The organism is Geodermatophilus amargosae (assembly GCF_041028265.1).
Taxonomy (GTDB): domain Bacteria; phylum Actinomycetota; class Actinomycetes; order Mycobacteriales; family Geodermatophilaceae; genus Geodermatophilus; species Geodermatophilus amargosae_A.
This window is the reverse complement of record NZ_JABGCW010000019.1, coordinates 1-20,721: the sequence shown is the minus strand read 5'-3', so window position 1 is coordinate 20,721 and position 20,721 is coordinate 1. Positions and strand designations below refer to the sequence as shown.

The window sequence follows — 20,721 nt, the reverse complement described above, 5'->3', positions numbered from 1 at the left end:
TGCCCGATCGGTTGGTCGTCGGACATCTGAGGAGACGTTGCGCAAATGGACCGGACGGCGACACTGGAACGGTCGGTGCGGCTGTTCCGCGCGTTCCTGCGCGAGCAGACCGACCCCGATCTGTTCTACGGCGTCCTCGCGGAGGACTCGGTGCGCCAGCTGGCCCGGCACACGGACCTGGCCGGCGCCAGCGTCCTCGACGTCGGCGGCGGGCCCGGGTACTTCTCCGCCGCCTTCCGGGCCGCCGGCGCCCGCTACCTGGGCCTGGAGCCCGACGCCGGTGAGATGGCCGCCCGCGGCGAGCCGGAGCCCGGCATGCTGCGCGGCAGCGGCGAGGCGCTGCCGGTGCGCACCGGCGCGGTCGACGTCTGCTACTCGTCGAACGTCCTCGAGCACGTGCCGCACCCGTGGGTGATGGCCGACGAGATGGTGCGGGTGACCAGGCCCGGCGGTACCGTGCTGCTGTCCTTCACCCCGTGGCTGTCGCCGTGGGGCGGGCACGAGACCGCGCCCTGGCACTACCTCGGCGGTGGCCGCGCGCGGCGGCGGTACCGGCGGCGCACGGGGCACGAGCCGAAGAACCGGTTCGGCGAGTCCCTGTTCGCCGTCTCGGCGGGAGCGGCGGTCCGCTGGGCGCGCGCGTGCCCGGACGCCGACCTGCTCGCCGTCCACCCCCGCTACCACCCGTGGTGGGCGGCCTGGGTCGCGCGGGTCCCGCTGCTGCGGGAGTTCGCCACCTGGAACGTCGTCCTGGTGCTCCGGCGACGCGACGATCACAGCCGGTAACATCCGGTACCACCGGTGGTCGCGCGTTCGGTACGGATCGGTACTCGACACGAACGGGGGACCGGTACCGGCCGGAACCGACCGGTGTTGGCGTGTGGTCTACCCGACAGTAATGTGACCGCGCTGCGACACCGGTGGAGCTGTCGCACGGTGGAGGAGGTCCCCGCATGCGTCGTCGTGTTCTCGGGTTCGTGCTGCTGGGCCTGGGGGCGCTGTGCCTGGGCGCCGCGCTGGCCGTCCGTCTGGTGCTCGCCCCGACCCTGGTCACCCTGCCCCTGGACCAGAAGGCGTCGGTGACCGTCGTCGACCCGGACGCCACCTACCTGGACTTCGAGAGCCTCTCGGAGGTCAGCGGCGAGGTCACCGCGCGGCTGCAGGTCCGGGGGGACGTCACCGCGGGCGAGGCCTCCGACGACGTCGCCGTCTGGAGCTCGGGCACCACGATCACGAACGAGGACGGGGACCTGCTCACCGAGCCCGCCGAGGTGGTCAACTGCCTCGACCGGACGACCGCCGAGGCGGTGGACTGCGACGCGGCCAGCGCGGACATCGACGGCCTGACGCTCACCTTCCCGTTCGACACCCAGCAGCAGGACTACGAGGTGTGGAACGGCAACGTCGGCGAGGCGGTCACCGCCCGGTACGACGGCGAGGACGAGGTCGAGGGCGTCGAGGTCTACCGCTTCGTGCAGACGGTGCCCGAGACGGTGATCCGCACGGCCGAGGTCCCCGGGACCTTCGCCGGCGAGTCCAGCGCCGACACCGTCACCGCCGACGTCGTGTACAGCAGCGAGCGGACCATCCTCGTGGAGCCGGTCAGCGGCAAGATCGTGAGCTCCGTCGAGCACCCGGTCACCGTGCTGCGCGGGCCCGGCGGGGACACCGGCCTCACCGTCCTCGAGGCCGAGCTCGGCCCGACCGATGAGGGTCTGGGCGACGCCGCCGCCGGCGCCGCCGAGACGCGCGACCAGATCACCCTGGTGCAGCGCACCCTCCCGCTGGCGATCGCCGGACTCGGCGTCGTGCTGCTCCTGGTCGGCGCCTTCCTGCTCCTCCGCGCCCCGCGTGGTGCGCACCGGGCCGACCCGGCTCCCGCCGTCCAGCCGACCGCGCCGGTGACCTTCGCCAAGTGACGCACGACCGCCGGTGCGGGCTCCCGGAGCCGTGACCGCGCCACCGCTGACGACCGAGCCCGCCGGGACCGCCCCGGCGGGCTCGGTCGCGTCGCAGGCGCCGCCGGCACCCGCGCAGGGCCCGCCGTCGTCCGCGCTGCTGCGGCGGATGCGGCTGGCGACGGTCTGCGTGGGCTTCCTCGGCCTGGCGCTCACCCAGTCGCCGGGGCGGGTCCTGCCGGACACCAAGCTCGACCTCGCCGTCGACCCGGCCGGCTTCCTCGGCCGCGCCCTGCAGCTGTGGGAGCCCGAGGGGTTCGCCGGCCAGGTGCAGAACCAGGCCTACGGCTACCTGTTCCCGATGGGCCCGTTCTTCGCCCTGGGCGACGCGGTGGGCCTGCCCGCCTGGGTGGTGCAGCGGCTCTGGCTGGCGGTGCTCCTGAGCACCGCCTTCCTGGGTGTCGTCGTGCTGGCCGGCCGGCTGCGGATCGGCACACCGGCAGCGGCCGTCGTCGGCGGGCTGGCCTACGCCCTGGCCCCGCGCATGGTCACCGCGCTGGGCGCCACGTCCGTCGAGGTGGTGCCCATGGCGGTCGCGCCGTGGGTGCTGGTGCCCCTCGTCGGCGTCGCCGCCGCCCGGTCGCCGCGGCGGGCGGCCGCCCTCTCCGGCCTCGCCGTGCTGTGCGCCGGCGGCGTCAACGCCGTCGCGGCATCCGCCGTCCTCCCGCTGCCGGTCCTCTGGCTGCTGACCCGGCCCGGCGGGCCGCTGCGCCGCCGGCTGGCGGCCTGGTGGGCCGGGGCCGTGCTGCTCGCCACGGCGTGGTGGGCCGGGCCGCTGCTGCTGCTCGGGCGCTACAGCCCGCCGTTCCTGGACCACATCGAGAACGCCGACGTCACGACGACACCGACCGACGTCCTGTCGACCCTGCGCGGGGTGGACCACTGGGTGGCCTACCTGGGCTCGGCCACCGGGCCGCTGTGGCCGGCCGGGTGGTCGCTGGTGGCCGACACCCTCCCGGCGGCCGGGACGCTGGTCCTCGCCGCGGCGGGTCTGTGGTCGCTGACCCGGCGCGACCTGCCCGAGCGCACTTGGCTGGTGCTGGGCCTGCTGGCCGGCGTCGCCCTGGTCACCCTCGGGCACCTGGCTCCCGTCGACGGACTGCTCGCCGGACCGCTCAACGCGGCGCTCGACGGAGCGCTGGCGCCGCTGCGCAACGTGCACAAGTTCGACCCCGTCCTGCGGCTGCCGCTGGCCCTCGCCCTGGTGCACCTGGTCGGCGTCCTCGTCCGCCGCGCCCGGGAGCGCACGCCGGCGGACCGGCCGCGGTGGCCGGCCGGGTGGCGGCCCGCGTGGCCCGGTCCCGCGAGGCCGGCGGTCCGCGCCGTCCTCGCCGTCGTGGTGCTCGGGCTGGTCGCCACCGCCTCCCCGGCCCTGGCCGGCCGGCTCGCCCCGCCGGCCGGCTTCGAGGGGGTCCCCGGCTACTGGGACGAGACCGCCGCCTACCTGGCCTCGGCGCAGCCCGACGGCCGCGCCCTGCTGGTGCCCGCGTCCTCCTTCGGCACGTACGTGTGGGGGAGCCCCCAGGACGAGCCGCTGCAGCCGTTGGCGGACTCGCCGTGGGACGTCCGCAACGCCGTTCCGCTCACTCCCGCCGGGCACGTCCGCGTCCTCGACGCCGTCGAGCGGCGGCTCGCGGACGGCGAGGGCTCGGCGGGCCTCACCCGCTACCTCGCCCGCGCCGGCTTCTCGCACCTGGTGCTGCGCAACGACCTCGACACCGGCGCCGCCGACGCGACCCGGCCGGTCCTCGTGCGCCAGGCGCTGCGGAACTCCCCGGGCATCACGCCGGTGGCCGTGTTCGGCCCGCGGGTGTCGGAGCCGCCCTACGTCGACGGGATCGTGCTGGACGCGGGGCTGGTGGAGCCGGCGCCGGCGATCGAGGTGTACGCCGTCGACGACCCCGCGCCCCGGGCGTGGACCGCGCCGCTGGCCGACACGGTGACCGTCAGCGGCGGGCCCGACGCGGTGCTCGCCCTCGAGGACCGCGGCCTGGTCACCGACCGCCCCACCGTGCAGGCCGGCCGGGCGCCCGCGGGCACCGGTCCCGGGATGGTCGGCGACGCCCTCGTGCGCCGCGAGCGCACCTTCGGCCGCATCGGCGACGCGACGTCGGCGGCGCTCGCGCCCGGCGACCCCCGGCGCCTGACCGGCCCGGCCCGCGACTACGCCGTCGACGCGCCCGCGCAGGCCGAGACCGTGGTGCGCTACGCCGGCGGCACGCCCAGCGCGTCGAGCGCGGCGTCCGACGCCGGCAACCTCGGCGGATCACACCTCGACGCCTCGCCGTGGGCGGCGCTCGACGGCGACCCCGGCACCGCCTGGCGGCCGGCCGACGTCTACGGCGAGCCGGAGGCCGCGTGGTGGCGGCTGACCGCCGACGCGCCGTTCCGCGCCGCCGGCGTGACCGTCACGCTGGCGCCGCCGAGCGCCGAGGACCCGCCCGCGCAGGTCCGGCTGACCACCGACACCGGCACCGTCACCCGGCCGCTGCGGGCGACCGCCGAGCCCCAGGACCTGCCGCTGCCGGCGGGCACCACCCGGACGGTGACCCTCGGCGTCGACCCGGCGGAGGGCGACGCCGGCGCCGGCCTGGCGCTGGCCGAGGTGGTACTGCCCGGGGTGGGCGTCACCCGCTCGCTGGTGACCCCGGCGCCCGACGGCGAGGTCGCGGCGTGGGCCTTCGACGCCTTGGGCCCGGACGACAGCGCCTCCGGCTGCGTCGTCGACGCCGCGGGGCGGCCGCGCTGCGCCGCCGCCCTCGCCGAGGGTGCCGAGGAGACCTCCGGGCTCGACCGGGTGTTCACCGCGGCCGAGGCCGCCGACGCCGACCTGGCACTCACCGCACGGGCCCGCCCCGGTGCCGCGCTCGACGCGATGCTCGCCGCCGCCGGCGGGGCGGACGCCGCCGTCGCCGCCAGCAGCAGCGCGGTCGACGACCCGCGGGGCAGCGCGCTGGCCGCCGTCGACGGCGACCCCGCGACCGCCTGGCAGGCCGAGGCCGGCGACCGGTCCCCGACGCTGACGCTCACCTGGCCGGGGCCGCGCACCGTCGACTCGCTGCGGGTGGTCACCACCCCCGGCCTGGCCGCGTCCTTCCCGACGGCGGTCACGATCCGCACCGGCGGCCTGCCGCGCACCCTCGACCTCGACGAGACCGGCACCGCCCGCTTCGCCCCGCTCACCACCGAGCGGCTCGAGGTGGCCTTCGAGCTGCCGCTGGAGCTGCGGACCCTCGACCCCACCGGCGGCCGCGTCACGCCGCTGGGGGTCGGTGTGAGCGAGCTCGAGGTGGGCGGGGCGAACCCGCTCCTCGATCCCGCCGCCGAGGTCACCGTCCCGTGCGGCGACGGCCCCGTGGTCACCGTCGACGGGGAGCCCCGCGACACCGCGGTCACGACCACGGTCGGCGCGCTGCGCGAGCTGGCCCGGCTCGACCTCGAGGTGTGCGACGGCGGCGCCGGCGTCGCGCTGGACGCCGGCGAGCACCGGCTGGTGGCCGCCGGCACCGACGTGCTCGCCGTCCGCTCGGCCACGCTGACCGTCGCCGCCCCCGCGCCCTCCTCCGGGCGGGCGGCGGCGACGGTCACCCGCTGGGAGGCCGAGCACCGGACGGTGGAGGTGGCCGCCCGCGAGGAGGCCACGCTGCTCGTCGTCCCGGAGAACACCAACCCCGGATGGCGGGCCACCCTGGAGGGCGAGGTGCTGGAGACCGTCGCCGTCGACGGGTGGCAGCAGGGCTACGTGCTCCCGCCCGGCGCGGCCGGGACGGTGAGCCTCGACTTCGCGCCGGGCACGGCCTACCGGACGGCGCTGACCGCCGGTGCCGGGGCGGTGCTGCTCCTGACGCTGCTGGCCGTCCTGCCCGTGCGGCGTCCCCGTCCCGCCGGGGAGGCGGGACGCCGCGGGCGCGGTGCCGTCGTGCCGGTGGTGCTCGCGGCCGTGGCCGGGACCGCGCTGGCCGGCGGCGTCGTCGGCCTGTCCCTGCTCGCGGGAGCCGTGGTCGCCGGGGGAGCGGTCCGCGCGCGACGGTCCGCCGTGCTCGGCGGGGTCGCCGCGGGCGCGGTGACGGTCGCCGGCGTCCTGCTGCTCGCCGCGCCGGGTGCCACGGGCACCGCCCGGCAGGTGCTCGCGCTGGCCGCGCTGGCGGCGGTCGTCGCGTCCGTGCTCCCGCCCGGCCGGCTGCCGCCCCGGCGGCTCCACCCGGACCGGTCCTGACGCGGCCCGAGCGCCGGCTCAGCCGCCCGGGACGCCCAGCGCGTCGGCGGGCGCCGGACCGGCGAGCGGCGCGCCGGTCCGCGCCCGCTCCGGCACCAGGTCGCGGAACCGCCGCATGAGGGGTCGTTCGAGCAGCGTGTGGACGGTGCCGGCGACGACGACCCCGCCGACCCAGACGGCCAGGAACACCGCCACGAAGGAGCCGGTGAACGGCGGTCTGTCCAGCGCGGCGTACAGCCCCACGAGCAGGGGCATGTGGAACAGGAACAGCCCGTAGGAGGCGTCGCCGAGGAAGCGGGCGGCCCGGCCGGCCAGCGCCCGCCGGGTCCGGCCGGCGAGCTGGTCGCCGAAGACCAGGGGCCACAGGGCCAGCACCGCCACACCGGTGTAGAGGACCGACTTGGTGACCGCCTCGGCCGACGTCGGCGGGACCAGGTCCTGCGGCCCGGTCAGCGGGCTGCAGGCCACCCAGAACAGCGCCAGCGCGCCGGCCCAGCACGTCCAGACGCTCGCGCCCAGCTCGTGGGCCCGGCGCACCGGGGCCCAATCCGGAGCCGCGACCGACAGCACGGCCATGGCCATGCCCGCGCCGAACCAGGCGGCGAAGGAGGGCAGCCACACGTCCAGGGCCGCGACCACCCAGGGATCGGCCCAGGACCAGGCCAGCCAGACCTCCCCGAGCACCGCGAGGGCCGCCAGCGCCGCGATCAGCCGGGCCGGCCGGAAGCCGCCGTGGCCGGTCGCCCGGAGCAGCCCCGCGCCGAGGAGGGGCAGCAGGAGGTAGAAGGCCGCCTCGGTGCACAGGCTCCAGGTGTGGGTCAGCCCCTCGGCGATCTCGTCGCGCACGTAGATCTGCCCCAGCAGGAGGTGGCGGAGCCAGGTGGGCACGCCGGCGTCCCGGTTGCCGGGCAGCAGCACCAACGCGGCGACGACGGCGACCCAGTAGACCGGCAGGATCCGCAGCGCCCGCCGCCAGAGGTAGGCAGCCGTCCGCGGGCCCGGCCGCCCCCGTGCGGCGGCGGAGAACAGCGGTCGGGACAGCAGGAACCCGGACAGGACGAAGAACAGCGCGACGCCGACGTCGCCCCGGGCGAGGACCCGCCCGGCGGTGTCGGGCGTGTAGGAGGCCGTCCAGTACCCGGCGTGGGTGGCGACCACCGCGGTGGCCGCGATCGCGCGCAGGCCACCCAGGCACGGGTAGCGGTCGACGGCGGGCGGGGGCGCAGCGGTCATCGTGCGCCGGTCACCGCCCCGCGAGCGGGCGCGTGGTGCCGACCCGCACCGCACCCACGCACAACGGCCGGCCGGTGTCCTGCACCTCGACCCGCACCGCGTCGACCGGGCCGGTCACCTGCAGGAAGAGGTCGTGCAGGCCGGGTCCGACGAGCGCGCCGGCGCGGGCGCCCCCGGCGGTGATGAAGACGGCGTTGTCGCTGCCGCCGAGGTAGGAGACCTGCACGATCCAGCGGCCGTCCGGCGCGGCGTCCTCCAGCGGCACGTCGGCCGGCTCGGGGCCGGCGGTCCAGCCGCAGTCGGGGACGGGGCCGGCACCGGACCCTGCCACCGGGTCGACGGCGGCCAGCTGCACCCGCCCCTCGCCGTCGAGCGTCGCCAGCTCGTAGACGACCTCGCCGTCGGGCAGCCAGCGTGGCTGGTCGACCAGGCCGGCCAGGACCGTGGAGGCGGGAACGGCCGGCTGCAGCGCCGCGGGGACGACGGTCTCCGGCAGCGGGCCGTCGACGAGCACCACCCCGGGCCGCTCGGCCAGCTCGGCGGCGGCGGTCTCGACGAACGACCGGGCGTGGTTGTCGTGCCAGTACCCGGCGAAGGCGGTCGTGGAGGACAGGCTCGCCGCTGCGAGCAGGGCCACGGCCACGGCACCGAGGGCCGGCCGCAGCAGCCCCGACACCAGCCGGGTCCCGGAGCCGCGCTGCGCCCAGGCACGCCGCCTCGGCACGACCGGCGCACCGACCACCGGGAGCCAGGCCAGGCCGAGGCAGAGCGCGACGACGAGTGCCGCCGCGGCGGGCGCGACGAGTCCGGCCGGGAGGTCCCCGGCGCCCGGGTCCGCGGCGGCCGTCACGACCCCGACGACGACGGCCGTCGCGGCGAGCAGGAGGGCCCGCAGTGCTCCGCGCGTGACCACGACGGTGACGAGCGCGACGACCCCCACGACGACCGCCGCGGCGGCGACCACCCCGGCCCGGGGATCGGGCGCCGCGAGGGTCGGCGCCACCGGCGACCAGGTCCACGGGCCGCCGGTCAGGCCGGGCAGCACCGTGTCGGACAGTGTCCCGGGGAGGGCCCGGACGCCGTCGGCGAGCCCGGCGGCGTCGACCGGCACGCGGTCGGTCAGCGCGCGGGTGCCGGCGCCGACGGCGACCGCCCCCAGCTGCAGCAGCCAGGCGCTGCGGTGCCGCACCAGACCGGCCAGGCGGGCGCGCAGCGGCCCCTCCGTCCACCAGAGCAGGGTGAGGACGGCCAGCAGGAGGGGCACGAGCAGCAGCCCGACGGAGAACAGCGTCCCCACCGCGACGGCGAGGGCAGCGCCGACGGCGGCGCCCGGCCGGCCATCGCGCAGGTACCGCACGTGGGCAGCCGTCGCGGCGAGCAGGGCGAGCTGCACGGGCAGCTGCACGACGGCCGCGCTCCACCACACGCCCCCGACCAGAGGCAGCGTGCTGGCCAGGTAGACCGCCAGGGGGAGGAGCACGGCGGGCCGGTGGCCGAACAGCGCGACGAGCAGCCGGTAGAGGGCCACGTCGACGACGAGCTGCCCGACCAGCGCGAGACCGACGGCGGCCGGCCACGACAGCGGGGCGACCGCGGCGAGGGCCCGGGAGAGCGCGACGGCGCCGGGCGGGCCGGTGACCTCGTCGGAGACGCCGAGCGCCGCGGCGGTGGCCTGGAAGTCCAGGTCGGTGAACCAGCCGCCGGCCGCGGTCCAGGACCGGAGGACCAGGTGCAGGACGATCAGCAGGGTGGCGAGCGCGGGGACGAGGGCGTTGCGGTCCACCCGCAGCGTGACGACGGGGCGCCGCTCAGCAGCCGTCGCCCGGTCGCCGACGGCGTCGACAGCGACGTCCGCGGCTGCAGCCATGGGTCTCCGATCCGGCGGGAGCGAGGTCTCGCCAGAGGGTAGACAGTGCCGGTACCGCGCGGTATCCCGGTGGCGGGTGACGCACCGCGCCGCCGCGGGGCGGGGCTCAGGGCCGGCGGGCGACCAGCTGGACGAGCACCTCGGTGGCCACGTCGGTGTCCTCGTCGAGGGCGGTGGCCTCGCCGCGCTCGACCCGGGCGAGCATCAGCTCGTTGAGCCCGCCGACGGCGGCCAGCACCAGCGCGCGCTCCACCGGGCGGACCTCGCCGGGGTGCTGCTCGGCCAGGTCGGAGGCGACGCCGCAGATCAGCTCGACGTAGCGGTCGATCACCTGGCGGCGCAGCGCGAGGGCGGGCCGGCCGGCCGCCTGCACCTCCACCAGTGCCGCCCAGGCCACGTCGGGGTTGGCGGCCAGTACCTCCAGGTAGGCGCGGACGGCGGTGCGCAGCCGCTGCGGCCAGGACAGTCCCTCCGTGGCCGCGCGCTGCTGCGCGGCGTGCACCGTCTCCAGCATCTTGTCGGTGGCGCGGGTGTAGAGCTCGAGGAGGCAGTGCTCCTTGTCCCGGAAGTGTGCGTAGACGACGGTCTTGGACACCCGGCCCTCACGGGCGATGTCGGAGATCGTCGTCGCGCGGTAGCCCTTGGTGGCCATGCAGGTGGCCAGCGCGAGGAGGATGCGCACCCGGCGGTGGGCATCCTCCTCGGTCAGGTCCTCGGGGGAGACCAGCGCTGCGACCACCGCCCGATCGTAGGGCCGCGCACCCCCGCGGAAACGGAACGACCCGCTCCCGTCCGGGTCGCCGGGGGGCGCCGGGGTGAGCCGACTCACCGCCGGTGCGGGAACAACGGGGAGACGGTTGCTGTCGTCCACCAGGTGACGCCTCCGACCGCCGAACGCACGCCGCTGCGCGCCTACGCCGTCTGGCTCACCGCGCTCGCCGCCTACGTCGTCGCCGTCTTCCACCGGGCCTCGCTCGGCGTGGCCGGGGTGGAGGCGCAGGAGCGATTCTCCGCCGGGGCCTCGGCGGTCTCCCTGTTCCTCGTGCTGCAGCTGGCCGTCTACGCCGGACTGCAGGTGCCCGTCGGCGTGGCGCTGGACCGCTTCGGGTCCCGGCGGCTCGTCCTCGCCGGCGGCCTGACCATGGCCGCGGGCCAGCTGGTCCTCGCGCTGGCCACCGACGTGCCCACCGCCGTCGCCGCCCGCGTGCTCGTGGGGGCCGGCGACGCGATGACCTTCATCAGCGTCCTGCGGGTCGTCGGCTTCTGGTTCCCCGGCCGCACCGTCCCGCTGGTCACCCAGCTCACCGGCATCCTCGGCCAGGTCGGGCAGATCCTCGCCGCCTATCCGCTCGTCGCGCTGCTGCACGCCGCCGGCTGGCGCGACACCTTCCTCGGCGCCGCGGCCGTGGGCGTGCTCGTCGTCGTCCTGGTGATCACCACGCTGCGCGACGCCCCGCCCGGCGTGCCCACCGCCCCGCCCGCGGGGATGGCCGAGGTCCGGCGCAACCTGTTGCTGACGTGGCGGGAGTCCGGCACCCGGATCGGCCTCTACACGCACCTTGTCACCCAGTTCTCCGGCACGGTGTTCGCGCTGCTGTGGGGCTATCCGTTCCTCGTCGTCGGACAGGGCCTGTCCCCGGCGACGGCGGCCGGGCTGCTCACCCTGCTCGTCGTCGTCGGCATGGGCGTCGGGCCGGCGCTGGGCCGGCTGTGCGGGCGTTGGCCGCTGCGCCGCTCGGTGCTCGTCCTGTCGATCCTGGCGCTCACCGCGAGCACCTGGACGGTCGTCCTGCTGTGGCCCGGGCGCGCGCCGCTGTGGCTGCTCGTCTGGCTGGTCGTCGTCCTCGGCACCAACGGGCCGGGCTCGATGATCGGCTTCGACTTCGCCCGCACCTGGAACCCCGCCGAGCGGCAGGGCAGCGCCAGCGGCGTGGTCAACGTCGGCGGGTTCGTCGCCTCGCTGCTGACGATCCTCGCGATCGGCGCGGTGCTCGACGTCCTCACGCCCGGCGCCTCGACCGCCTACGACCTGGGCGCCTTCCGCGCCGCGTTCGCCGTCCAGTACCTGTTCTGGGCGATCGGCCTGGTCGGCCTGCTGCGGCACCGCCGGGCGCTGCGCGAGCGGCTGGCCCGCGACGGCGTCGTCCTCGCGCCGCTGGTCACCGCGGTGGGCGCCCGGCTGCGGGGCGGGTCCGCCTACCGCTGACCGATCGCCGTCGGCGCCCGTCGTCCGCCAGGATCGGTCGCCGTGGACGCCTACCGCCCGGACGCCTGGCACGACCTCGCGGTGGCGACCGTCGGCGCCACCGCGGCCCTCACCGGGCTGCTGTTCGTCGCGGTCTCGATCAACCTCGACCGGATCCTCGCGATCCCCGCGCTGCCGCGCCGGGCCGCGGCCACGCTGGCGCTGCTGGCCGGACTCCTCGCCGCGGGCGTGTTCGTCCTCGTCCCCGGCCAGCCGCTCCCGGCGCTCGCCGCCGAGCTCGGCGGCACCGGTCTGCTGGTCGCCGTCGGCGGAGTGGCCGAGCTGGTGCGCGTCCCCGGAGGAGCCGACTCGCCGCGTGCCCGGCACGCGGCGGTCCTGGTGCTGCTGCCGGCCGGTGGGCTGCTGGCGGCAGCGGGATCGCTCGCCCTCGGGACCGGCGGCGGGCTGTACTGGCTCGCCGGGTCCCTCGTCGGCGGGATCACGGCGACCTGCCTGAACGCCTGGGTCCTGCTCGTCGAGATCCAGCGCTGACGAGCGCGGCCGCCGCCTGCCGCCGACCCCTCGCGCCCGCGTCCCCGCTACCGGCAGGATCGCCGCCATGGACGTCGTGGTCGGTCTGGACAGCGGGACGACGGCGACCAAGGCGGTCACCGCCGGCACCGACGGGCACGTCCGCGACCTGGCCAGCGTCGGCTATCCGCTGTCGGTGCCGGCCCCGGGCCGCGCCGAGCTCGACGCGCAGCACCTGGCCGACGCCGCCGTCGAGGCGCTGGCCGCCGTCTGCGCGGCCGCCCGCGGGCGCGGCGACCGGGTCGTCGGCGTCTGCCTGTCGGCCGCCATGCACGGCCTGGTCCCCATGGACGACGACGGCCGGCCGCTGGGCCCACTGGTGACCTGGGCCGACGACCGCGCCGCGGGGTACGCCGAGGCGCTGCGCGCCGACGGCCGCGCCGGGGGCCTGCACACCCGCACCGGCACGCCGGTGCACCCGATGTCCCCACTGCTCAAGCTCGCCTCGATGCGCGCCGAGGACCCCGACCGGCTGACGTCGGTGCCGCGCTGGGGCGGGGTCAAGGAGCTCGTGGTGTCCGCCCTGCGCGGGGGGCCGCAGGTGCTCGACCGCTCCTGCGCCTCGGCCACCGGGCTGTACGGCATCCGCACCGGCGCCTGGGACGCCGAGGCGCTGCACCTGGCCGGTGTCCGCCCCGAGCAGCTCGGGGAGGTCCTGCCGACGACGACGGTGCTCGAGGGCCTGCGCCCCGACGTCGCCGCGGCCACCGGGCTGCCCGCGGACGCCCCGCTGGTCCTCGGCGCCTCCGACGGCGTGCTGGCCAACCTCGGCATCGGCGCGGTCCGCCCCGAGGTCGCCGCGGTGTCGCTGGGCACCAGCGGCGCCATGCGGGTCGTGGTCCCGGCGCCGACCGTCGACCCCGCGCAGCGGCTGTTCTGCTACGCGCTCACCGACGAGCACTGGGTGGTCGGCGGCGCGGTCAACAACGGCGGCTCGGTGGTGCGGTGGGCCGCGCAGGCCCTCGCCGGCGGGGAGGACCTGGCGGGGGAGGACGCCGACGACCTCGACGCCCGGCTCCTCGAGGAGGCCGCGGGGGTGCCGGCCGGCAGCGCGGGGCTGCTGTGCCTGCCCTACCTGCTGGGGGAGCGGGCGCCGTGGTGGCGCTCGGGCCTGCGGGGCGCCTACGTCGGGCTGCGCCGCGAGCACCGCCGTCCGCACCTGGTGCGCGCCGCCGTCGAGGGGGTCTGCCAGCAGCTGGCGCTGGTCCGCGACGCGTTCTCGGCCACCGGGCTGCCCGTGACCGAGGTCCGGGCCACCGGCGGCGCGGTCGCCTCCTCGCTGTGGGTGCAGACGCTGGCCGCGGCGCTCGACCTCCCCGTGCGTGTCGCCGACTCACCCGAGGGCACCGGCCTCGGCGCCTGCCTGCTCGGGCTGCACGCCCTGGGCGCGCTGCCCGACCTCGACGCGGCCACCGCGCTGGTCGGCGTCTCCGACCCGGTCGAGCCCGACCCCGCGACCGCCGACCTCTACCGCCGCATGCGCCCGCTGGTCGAGCAGTCGGCCGGCGCGCTGGCCGACGTCCTCACCACGCTCGACGCGCTCGACGACACGCCCACGCAGACCCTCGCCTGACCCCAGGAGGAACCGCCGTGCCCGAGGTCGAACCGGTGCTGAGCGCCGGCCCGCTGCTGCTCATCGCCGCCGCCGCGGTGGGCGTCCTGCTGTTCCTCATCATGAAGCTGAAGCTGCACGCCTTCCTGGCGCTGATCCTCGTCAGCCTGCTGGTGGCGCTGGCCACGCGGATCCCGCTCGAGGACGTCGTCACCACCCTGACCAGCGGCTTCGGCAGCACCCTCGCCAACGTCGCGCTGCTGGTCGGCCTCGGGGCCATGCTCGGCCGCCTGCTGGAGCACAGCGGCGGGGCGCAGGTGCTCGCCGACACCCTCATCGCCCGGTTCGGCGAGAAGCGCGCTCCGCTGGCCCTCGGCGTGGCCGCGCTGCTGTTCGGCTTCCCGATCTTCTTCGACGCCGGGCTCGTGGTCTTCCTGCCGATCGTGTTCACCGTCGCCCGCCGGCTGGGCGGCTCGCTGCTGACCTACGGGCTGCCGACGGCCGGTGCATTCGCGGTGATGCACGCCTTCGTGCCGCCCCACCCCGGCCCGGTCGCCGCGGCGGAGCTCGTCGGGGCCGACATCGGGCTGGTCCTGGTGTTCGGGCTGCTCATCGGCCTGCCCACCTGGTACCTGGGCGGCTACCTCTTCGGGCTGTGGGCCGGCCGCCGCTACCACGTCGCGGTCCCGGCCTCCGAGGAGGACGAGGTGCCCGATTCCCCGGAGTCCCCGGAGGGGACCGTGGCCGGCACGGCGCCGGGGACGGCGGACGCCTCCGGGAGCCGCCGCGCCGGGACGGTCACCCGGCCGGCGCCCCCCGGGTTCGGCACCGTGCTGGGCATCCTGCTGCTGCCCCTGGTGCTGATTTTCCTCAACACCGGGCTGACCACCCTGTCCACCGCCGGTGCCCTGGACGAGACGTCCTTCGTGGTGCGGGCCGGCCAGCTGCTCGGCGCCACCCCGGTCGCGCTGCTGATCACCGTGCTCGTGGCGATGGTGGTGCTGGGCCGCCGGCGCGGGGAGAGCGGCGCCGAGGTGGAGTCGATCGTCAACAGCGCCCTGGGCCCGGTCTGCGCGATCATCCTGATCACCGGCGCCGGCGGCATGTTCGGCGGCGTCCTGCGCGCCAGCGGGATCGGCACGGCGCTGGCCGACGTCCTCGGCGACATCGGGCTGCCGGTGATCGTGGCGGCGTTCGTCATCTCCGTGGTGCTGCGGGTCGCCCAGGGCTCGGCGACGGTCGCACTCACCACCACCGCCGGCCTGATCGCGCCGGTCGTGGAGGCCACGGGCGGGCTGTCCTCGATCGACCTGGCGCTGATCGTCATCGCGATCGCCGGCGGCGCCACGGTGCTCTCCCACGTCAACGACTCGGGGTTCTGGCTGGTCAGCCGGTTCTTCCAGATGGACGAGAAGACGACGCTGAAGACCTGGACGGTCATGGAGACGCTGCTCGGGACGATCGGGTTCGTGCTGGCGTTCGTGCTCAGCCTGTTCCTGTAGCCGGAGCCGTCCGCGTCCCGCGCTCGTCCGGGACGCGGACGGCGGCGTTCCGCGCCAGGATGACGGCCGGACCGCAACGGAGCGGGGAGGGGTCGTCATGAGGGGTGCGGCGCGGGCCGCGGTGGCCGGGCTGGGCGCGGTGGCGGCGGTGGCCGTCCGGGACATGGTGCAGCGGGAGCACACCCTGCTGCGCAACTTCCCGGTGCTGGGCCACGCGCGCTACCTGCTGGAGTCGATCGGCCCGGAGCTGCGGCAGTACCTGGTGGCCGGCGACAACGAGGAGCGGCCGTTCACCCGCGACCAGCGGCGCTGGGTGTACGCCTCGGCCAAGGGCGAGAACAACTACTTCGGGTTCGGCACCGACAACGACCTCGAGTACACCGCCGGCTACGCGGTCATCAACCACCGCACGTTCGGCCGCGCCGTCCCGCCGTCGCACCCCGCCTCGGCCGCCGACGTCTCCCTGCCCTCGGCCAAGGTGCTCGGCGGCCCGCGCGGGCGGGCGCACGCGTTCCGGCCGGCGTCGGTGGTCAACGTGTCGGCGATGAGCTTCGGCTCGCTGTCCGGCGCCGCCGTCGAGGCCCTCAACCGCGGCGCGGCGCTCGCGGGGTGCCTGCACAACACCGGCGAGGGCGGCCTGTCGGTGCACCACCGGCACGGCGGCGAGCTGGTGTTCCAGCTGGGCACCGCCTACTTCGGCTGCCGCGACGAGCACGGCCGCTTCGACCTCGACCGGCTCAAGGACCTCGTGGCCGGCGCGCCGGTGCGGGCGCTGGAGATCAAGCTCAGCCAGGGCGCCAAGCCCGGCCTGGGCGGCGTGCTGCCGGCGGCCAAGGTGTCGGCGGAGATCGCCGCGACCCGCGGGGTGCCGGAGGGCGTGGACTGCGTGAGCCCGTCGCGGCACGCGGAGTTCAGCGACGTCGACAGCCTGCTCGACTGGGTGGAGCTGCTCGCCGCCGAGACCGGACTGCCGGTGGGCATCAAGTCCGCCGTCGGCGACCTGGCGTTCTGGGACGAGCTCACCGAGCGGATGGCCACCACGGACCGGGGCGTGGACTTCGTGACCGTCGACGGCGGGGAGGGCGGCACCGGCGCCGCGCCGCTGATCTTCACCGACTCGGTGTCGCTGCCCTTCCAGCTCGGCTTCGCCCGGGTGTACTCCGCCTTCGCCCGCCGCGGTCTGGCCGAGCAGGTCACGTTCATCGGCGGCGGCAAGCTCGGGCTGCCGGACAACGCGGTCGTGGCCTTCGCCCTCGGGTGCGACATGGTCAACATCGCCCGCGAGGCGATGCTGGCGATCGGCTGCATCCAGGCGCAGAAGTGCCACACCGACACGTGCCCGACCGGCGTGGCCACGCAGAACGCCTGGCTGGCGCACGGCCTGGACCCGGCGCTGAAGTCCGTACGGCTGGCCAACTACGTGGCCACGCTGCGCCGTGACCTGCTCAAGGTGTCCGAGGCGTGCGGCGTCGAGCACCCCGGGCTCATCGACACCGGCTCGGTCGAGGTGCTCACCGGCCGCACGGCGTCGACCCCGCTCGGGGAGGTCTACGGCTACGAGCCGGACTGGGGGCTGCCCTCGGCTGCCGACCGGGCGGAGATCGTCCGCATCATGACCGCCGACGCCCCCCAGGGCGGGTCGGCGCCGCCGTCGGAGGACGCCGTCGGTTGAGGCATAGGAAGCTCTCCCCGCGTCCTGGAGCCCAGGACGCGGGGAGAGCTTCCTATGCCTGGCCGCGGAGCAGGTCCTCGAAGGAGGGGACGTCGGCGAAGGGGTCGGCCGGGCGGGCCGACGCCGGCCGGCCGGTGACGACGTCGGCCAGCTCGCCGGCGGCGCGCGCGATCCGCCGGCCCAGCTCCGCGGTCGTGCCGTCGCCGCCGGCCCAGTCCTCGCTCGCCGCGAACACCGCCGTCGGCACGGTCACCGCGCGCAGGTGGGCGAACAGCGGCCGCATGGCGTGCTCGAGCACGAGCGAGTGCCGGGCGGTCCCCGCGGTGGCGGCGAGCAGAACCGGCGTGCCGGTCAGCGCGTCCTTGTCGAGCACGTCGACGAAGGACTTGAACAGCCCGCTGTAGGAGGCGGTGAACACCGGCGTGGCGGCGATGACCGCATCCGCGCCGGTCACCGTCTCCACCGCCGCGCGCAGCGCCGCGTTGGGGAAGCCGGTGACGAAGGCGTCGGCGACGTCGCGGGCGTGCTCGCGCAGCTCGACGACCTCGACGGTGGCGTCCTCGCCCCGCTCGCGCAGGGCGGCGACGGCCGCCGTCGTCAGCCGGTCGGCCAGCAGCCGGGTCGACGACGGGACCGACAGGCCGGCGCTGATCACGGCGAGGGTGCGGGTGGTCATGCGGAGACCTCCTCCGGGGTGCCCTGCTCCTGGGACTGCTGCCGGGCGGCGACGCGCGAGGCGTGCGTGGGCGCGTCGGGGACGTGCGCCGGCTTGAGCGCGGCGAACTCGCGGCGCAGCACCGGCACGACCTCCTCGCCCAGGATGTCCAGCTGCTCCAGCACGGTCTTCAGGGGCAGGCCGGCGTGGTCGACGAGGAACAGCTGGCGCTGGTAGTCGCCGACGTAGTCGCGGAAGCCGAGCGTGCGCTCGATGACCTGCTGCGGGCTGCCGACGGTCAGGGGCGTCTCGCGGGAGAAGTCCTCCAGCGAGGGGCCGTGGCCGTACACCGGCGCCTGGTCGAAGTAGGGCCGGAACTCCTCGACGGCGTCCTGGCTGTTCTTCCGCATGAACACCTGACCGCCCAGGCCGACGATCGCCTGGTCGGCGCTGCCGTGGCCGTGGTGCTCGAAGCGCGAGCGGTAGAACTCGACCATCCGCTGCGTGTGCTCCTCGGGCCAGAAGATGTGGTTGGAGAAGAACCCGTCGCCGTAGTAGGCGGCCTGCTCGGCGATCTGCGGGCTGCGGATCGAGCCGTGCCACACGAACGGCGCCACGCCGTCCAGCGGCCGCGGGGTCGAGGTGAAGCCCTGCAGCGGCGTGCGGAACCGGCCGGACCAGTCGACGACGTCCTCGGTCCACAGCCGCCGCAGCAGCGCGTAGTTCTCCACCGCCAGCGGGATCCCGTTGCGGATGTCCTGGCCGAACCACGGGTAGACCGGGCCGGTGTTGCCGCGGCCCAGCATCAGGTCGACGCGGCCGCCGGCGAGGTGCTGCAGCATCGCGTAGTCCTCGGCGATCTTCACCGGGTCGTTGGTGGTGATCAGCGTCGTCGACGTGGACAGCTGCAGGGTCCGTGTCCGCGCCGCGACGTAGGCCAGCGTGGTGGTGGGGGAGGACGAGAAGAACGGCGGGTTGTGGTGCTCGCCCAGGGCGAAGACGTCGAGCCCGACCTCCTCGGCCTTCTGCGCGATGGTGAGGACGGCCTGGATCCGCTCCGCCTCGCTCGGCGTGCGGCCGGTCGTCGGGTCGGTCGTGATGTCGCTGACCGTGAAGATCCCGAACTGCATCTCGTCTCCAAGTGGTTGAGAACGCAACTACCGTCCGAGGCAACGGCCCGGGTCCCCGTGTTGTTCCCCGCCCGTCGTGACCTCCCCGAGACCGGGCGACTCCGCTCGGTAGCCAGACCGGCACGGCCGGCTCGCTCCACTCCGCACGCGCCGCGGCGCGCCGGAGGGACGGGGCGGACCGGTGACGGCGGGTGGGAGATTGATCACCTCCGACGGCCCCGGCGGGCCGGCGGGGATCCGGATCGGACGGCGCACCGAGGGGGAACCGGGATGTCGCAGCGGGCAGGAGCTCCGACGGGGGACGACGGGACGGCGGGGACGGGCTCGGGGCCCGCGTCGAACCGTCCAGGTGGGCTCGACGGCCTGCTGGGCACCGGGCCGGTGTTCAGCGGCGCGGTCCGCGGCTACGACCGGACGCAGGTCGACGACTACGTCTCCTGGGCCGAGACGGAGGTCCTCGTCCTGCGCCGCGAGAACGACCACCTGCTCAGCCGCTACGCCGCCGCCTCGGCCGAGGTGCAGAACGCCCGCCGCCGGCTGGCCCAGCTCGTCCGCGAGCGGCAGTCCCTGCCCGGTCCGGAGGACGCGCTGGCGATCGTGCGCCGGGCGGAGCAGGAGGCCGCCGCGCTCACCGCCGCGGCCGAGCAGGAGGCCGAACGCGTGCGGGCCGACGCCCTCACGGAGGCCGCGGCCCGGCTGTCGGGGGTGGCCGAGATGCGCGAGGCGGTGACCGCGCTGCGCGACCAGACCCGCAGCGAGGCCGCCGCGGTCCTCGAGGCGGCCCGCCGCGAGGCCGCGGAGCTGGGCCGCTCCGCCGCGGCGGAGCGGGAACGGCTGGACCGGGAGGCCGCCGCGGCGCGCGCCCGGGCCGACGCCGAGGCGCTGGAGCGCCGGCGCGCCGCGGAGGCCGAGGTGCAGCCGCTGCGCGACGAGCGCGACGAGGCGCGCGACTGGCTGTGCCGGCTGACCGGACAGCTCGACGAGGCGCTCGCGGTGGTCGCGGGCGTGCTGCCCGACGACGTCCCCGTCCTGGCCGACAAGCGCGAGGCCGTCCGCGCCGAGGAGGGCGCCGGCGGTGCGTCCCGGAACGGTGACGTGTCCCAGGTGACACCGCTGCACGGTGCCGGCCGGCCCGAGGTGGCCGCGGCGTCCTGACCAGGACCGACGGCGGGCCGGGGTCCGGGCGGAGCGGGTCGGCACCGGCCGTCCGGGCGGTCCCGCGGGGCCCACGAGTTGTCACGAACGGGTAACGCCCGTACGGTGACCGGCGTCCGGCTGGTCGTCTGGTCCCCGTCCCGGGGAGCCCGGCCGGGCGCCGCCGAGTCGCCTCCGCCCCCCGCGGTCGCGAGCCGGGGACCCACCGCAGTCCTGGGGTGAATCGCGCCCGCCGAGCCCGCTCGGTGCCGCGTAGGGCTTCTTCCCGCCCGAACCCGTCAGCTAACTCGGTAGGCGGCTGACGGAAGAACGGAGAGCCTCCGCATGCCCCGCCTCCGGGCCTCAGCGGCCCGCAGGTGCAGCCGCCCGCGCGCTTCGCGCACCGCTGCGTCCTCCTGACGCCGGCTCCACCCTGCCCGCCGCCTCCTGCGCCGCCGAACGCACCGCCGATCGCGCCGCCGGGGACCCGTAGACCGCGACACCCGTAGACCGCGCCGCAGGCGCACGCCCGGGACCCGGGCCGTGGCCGCGCGCACTCTCCCTCGGAGCACCCACCCCCTCATGTCCCGCCGCACTGCCAGCGCGCCCGCGACCGCCGAGCTCGCCGCCGCCCCCGACACCGCCCTTGCCGAGACCCGTGAGCTGCCCGCCGTGAGCGCCTCCTCCGGCACCGCCTCCTCCGGCACCGCCGAGGTCCCCACGCCGCGCGCCGGCCGCCGGCTGCGCCGCGGCAGCCCTCCGCTCGGCCCGCGCCGCCCGGCCCTGCTGCTCGGCGTCGCCGCCGCCGGCGCGCTGGTGGTGGGCCTCGTCTCGACCACCGGTCCTGCGGTCTCCGCCGGCACCGACACCGTCAGTGCCTCGGTCGGCGTCGCCGAGCAGCTCGGCATCCCGCAGCAGCCGGCCGCCGGGCAGACCCCGGAGCCGGCCGACCTCGCGCCGCTGCAGGACGTCGCCGCCTCCCGCAGCGAGCGCAGCGCCGAGGAGGCCAGCGCCGCCTCGGCCCAG

14 protein-coding genes, 1 pseudogene and 1 riboswitch are annotated in these 20,721 nt (G+C 76.6%); of the genes and pseudogenes, 10 read left to right on the top strand and 5 right to left on the bottom strand.

Features of this window, described 5'->3' with window-relative positions; all coding sequences use genetic code 11:
• Positions 1–45 precede the first annotated feature (45 nt).
• From HLV61_RS20590 to HLV61_RS20580, 3 genes are all read left to right on the top strand, one after another.
• Positions 46–786 carry a class I SAM-dependent methyltransferase gene (locus tag HLV61_RS20590; protein ID WP_369258826.1) on the top strand — a complete coding sequence of 247 codons (741 nt, stop codon included), beginning with the start codon at positions 46–48 and terminating at the stop codon, positions 784–786.
• A 167-nt stretch (positions 787–953) separates the two neighbouring features.
• On the top strand, positions 954–1,919 hold the full coding sequence (locus HLV61_RS20585; protein WP_369258824.1) for a DUF3068 domain-containing protein: 966 nt from the start codon (positions 954–956) through the stop codon (positions 1,917–1,919).
• Positions 1,920–1,950: 31 nt separating this feature from the next.
• Positions 1,951–6,174: an alpha-(1->3)-arabinofuranosyltransferase domain-containing protein gene (locus HLV61_RS20580; RefSeq protein ID WP_369258822.1), complete on the top strand. Its 4,224-nt coding sequence runs from the start codon at positions 1,951–1,953 to the stop codon at positions 6,172–6,174.
• 18 nt (positions 6,175–6,192) lie between these two features.
• On the opposite strand, the gene HLV61_RS20575 is transcribed toward HLV61_RS20580, so the two are convergent.
• The 3 genes from HLV61_RS20575 to HLV61_RS20565 all read right to left on the bottom strand — a co-directional run bounded on the left by HLV61_RS20575 (position 6,193) and on the right by HLV61_RS20565 (position 10,013).
• Positions 6,193–7,407, bottom strand: coding sequence for an acyltransferase family protein (locus tag HLV61_RS20575; RefSeq protein WP_369258820.1), 1,215 nt, complete (start codon positions 7,405–7,407; stop codon positions 6,193–6,195).
• Positions 7,408–7,417: 10 nt separating this feature from the next.
• Positions 7,418–9,274, bottom strand: a complete 1,857-nt coding sequence (locus HLV61_RS20570; RefSeq protein WP_369258818.1) for a hypothetical protein — start codon at positions 9,272–9,274, stop codon at positions 7,418–7,420.
• Positions 9,275–9,380: 106 nt separating this feature from the next.
• On the bottom strand, positions 9,381–10,013 hold the full coding sequence (locus HLV61_RS20565) for a TetR/AcrR family transcriptional regulator (protein WP_369258816.1): 633 nt from the start codon (positions 10,011–10,013) through the stop codon (positions 9,381–9,383).
• 135 nt (positions 10,014–10,148) lie between these two features.
• On the opposite strand from HLV61_RS20565, the gene HLV61_RS20560 reads away from it, so the two are divergent.
• From HLV61_RS20560 to HLV61_RS20540, 5 genes are all read left to right on the top strand, one after another.
• Positions 10,149–11,480 carry an MFS transporter gene (locus HLV61_RS20560; protein WP_369258814.1) on the top strand — a complete coding sequence of 444 codons (1,332 nt, stop codon included), beginning with the start codon at positions 10,149–10,151 and terminating at the stop codon, positions 11,478–11,480.
• A 42-nt stretch (positions 11,481–11,522) separates the two neighbouring features.
• Positions 11,523–12,011: a hypothetical protein gene (locus HLV61_RS20555; RefSeq protein ID WP_369258812.1), complete on the top strand. Its 489-nt coding sequence runs from the start codon at positions 11,523–11,525 to the stop codon at positions 12,009–12,011.
• Between the two features lie 67 nt (positions 12,012–12,078).
• On the top strand, positions 12,079–13,623 hold the full coding sequence (locus HLV61_RS20550) for a gluconokinase (protein ID WP_369258810.1): 1,545 nt from the start codon (positions 12,079–12,081) through the stop codon (positions 13,621–13,623).
• Between the two features lie 17 nt (positions 13,624–13,640).
• Positions 13,641–15,104, top strand: a complete 1,464-nt coding sequence (locus HLV61_RS20545; RefSeq protein WP_369258808.1) for a GntP family permease — start codon at positions 13,641–13,643, stop codon at positions 15,102–15,104.
• 97 nt (positions 15,105–15,201) lie between these two features.
• Positions 15,202–16,776, top strand: a complete 1,575-nt coding sequence (locus tag HLV61_RS20540) for an FMN-binding glutamate synthase family protein (RefSeq protein WP_369258806.1) — start codon at positions 15,202–15,204, stop codon at positions 16,774–16,776.
• Between the two features lie 52 nt (positions 16,777–16,828).
• Here the strand turns inward: HLV61_RS20540 and HLV61_RS20535 are convergent, their stop codons facing one another.
• Together HLV61_RS20535 and HLV61_RS20530 are read right to left on the bottom strand one after the other, a co-directional pair.
• Positions 16,829–17,452, bottom strand: coding sequence for an FMN reductase (locus HLV61_RS20535; RefSeq protein WP_369258804.1), 624 nt, complete (start codon positions 17,450–17,452; stop codon positions 16,829–16,831).
• A complete protein-coding gene (locus HLV61_RS20530; protein WP_369258802.1) occupies positions 17,449–18,561 on the bottom strand; it encodes an LLM class flavin-dependent oxidoreductase in 1,113 nt (370 codons plus the stop codon). The genes HLV61_RS20535 and HLV61_RS20530 overlap by 4 nt, the downstream gene beginning before the upstream one ends.
• Before the next feature lie 270 nt (positions 18,562–18,831).
• Here HLV61_RS20530 and HLV61_RS20525 point away from each other — a divergent pair, with 270 nt between their 5' ends.
• Positions 18,832–19,716: a DivIVA domain-containing protein gene (locus HLV61_RS20525; protein ID WP_369258800.1), complete on the top strand. Its 885-nt coding sequence runs from the start codon at positions 18,832–18,834 to the stop codon at positions 19,714–19,716.
• Positions 19,717–19,881: 165 nt separating this feature from the next.
• Positions 19,882–20,028, top strand: a riboswitch (cyclic di-AMP (ydaO/yuaA leader).
• A gap of 249 nt (positions 20,029–20,277) precedes the next feature.
• A pseudogene (locus HLV61_RS20520) lies at positions 20,278–20,721 on the top strand (hypothetical protein); the annotation flags it as partial.

Bases quoted from the DNA above. Each gene is read 5' to 3' on its own strand.
- HLV61_RS20590 (WP_369258826.1), top strand. From the start codon at position 46: ATGGACCGGACGGCGACACTGGAACGGTCGGTGCGGCTGTTCCGCGCG.
- HLV61_RS20585 (WP_369258824.1), top strand. From the start codon at position 954: ATGCGTCGTCGTGTTCTCGGGTTCGTGCTGCTGGGCCTGGGGGCGCTG.
- HLV61_RS20575 (WP_369258820.1), bottom strand. From the start codon at position 7,407: ATGACCGCTGCGCCCCCGCCCGCCGTCGACCGCTACCCGTGCCTGGGT.
- HLV61_RS20570 (WP_369258818.1), bottom strand. From the start codon at position 9,274: ATGGCTGCAGCCGCGGACGTCGCTGTCGACGCCGTCGGCGACCGGGCG.
- HLV61_RS20550 (WP_369258810.1), top strand. From the start codon at position 12,079: ATGGACGTCGTGGTCGGTCTGGACAGCGGGACGACGGCGACCAAGGCG.
- HLV61_RS20540 (WP_369258806.1), top strand. From the start codon at position 15,202: ATGAGGGGTGCGGCGCGGGCCGCGGTGGCCGGGCTGGGCGCGGTGGCG.
- HLV61_RS20535 (WP_369258804.1), bottom strand. From the start codon at position 17,452: ATGACCACCCGCACCCTCGCCGTGATCAGCGCCGGCCTGTCGGTCCCG.
- HLV61_RS20530 (WP_369258802.1), bottom strand. From the start codon at position 18,561: ATGCAGTTCGGGATCTTCACGGTCAGCGACATCACGACCGACCCGACG.
- HLV61_RS20525 (WP_369258800.1), top strand. From the start codon at position 18,832: ATGTCGCAGCGGGCAGGAGCTCCGACGGGGGACGACGGGACGGCGGGG.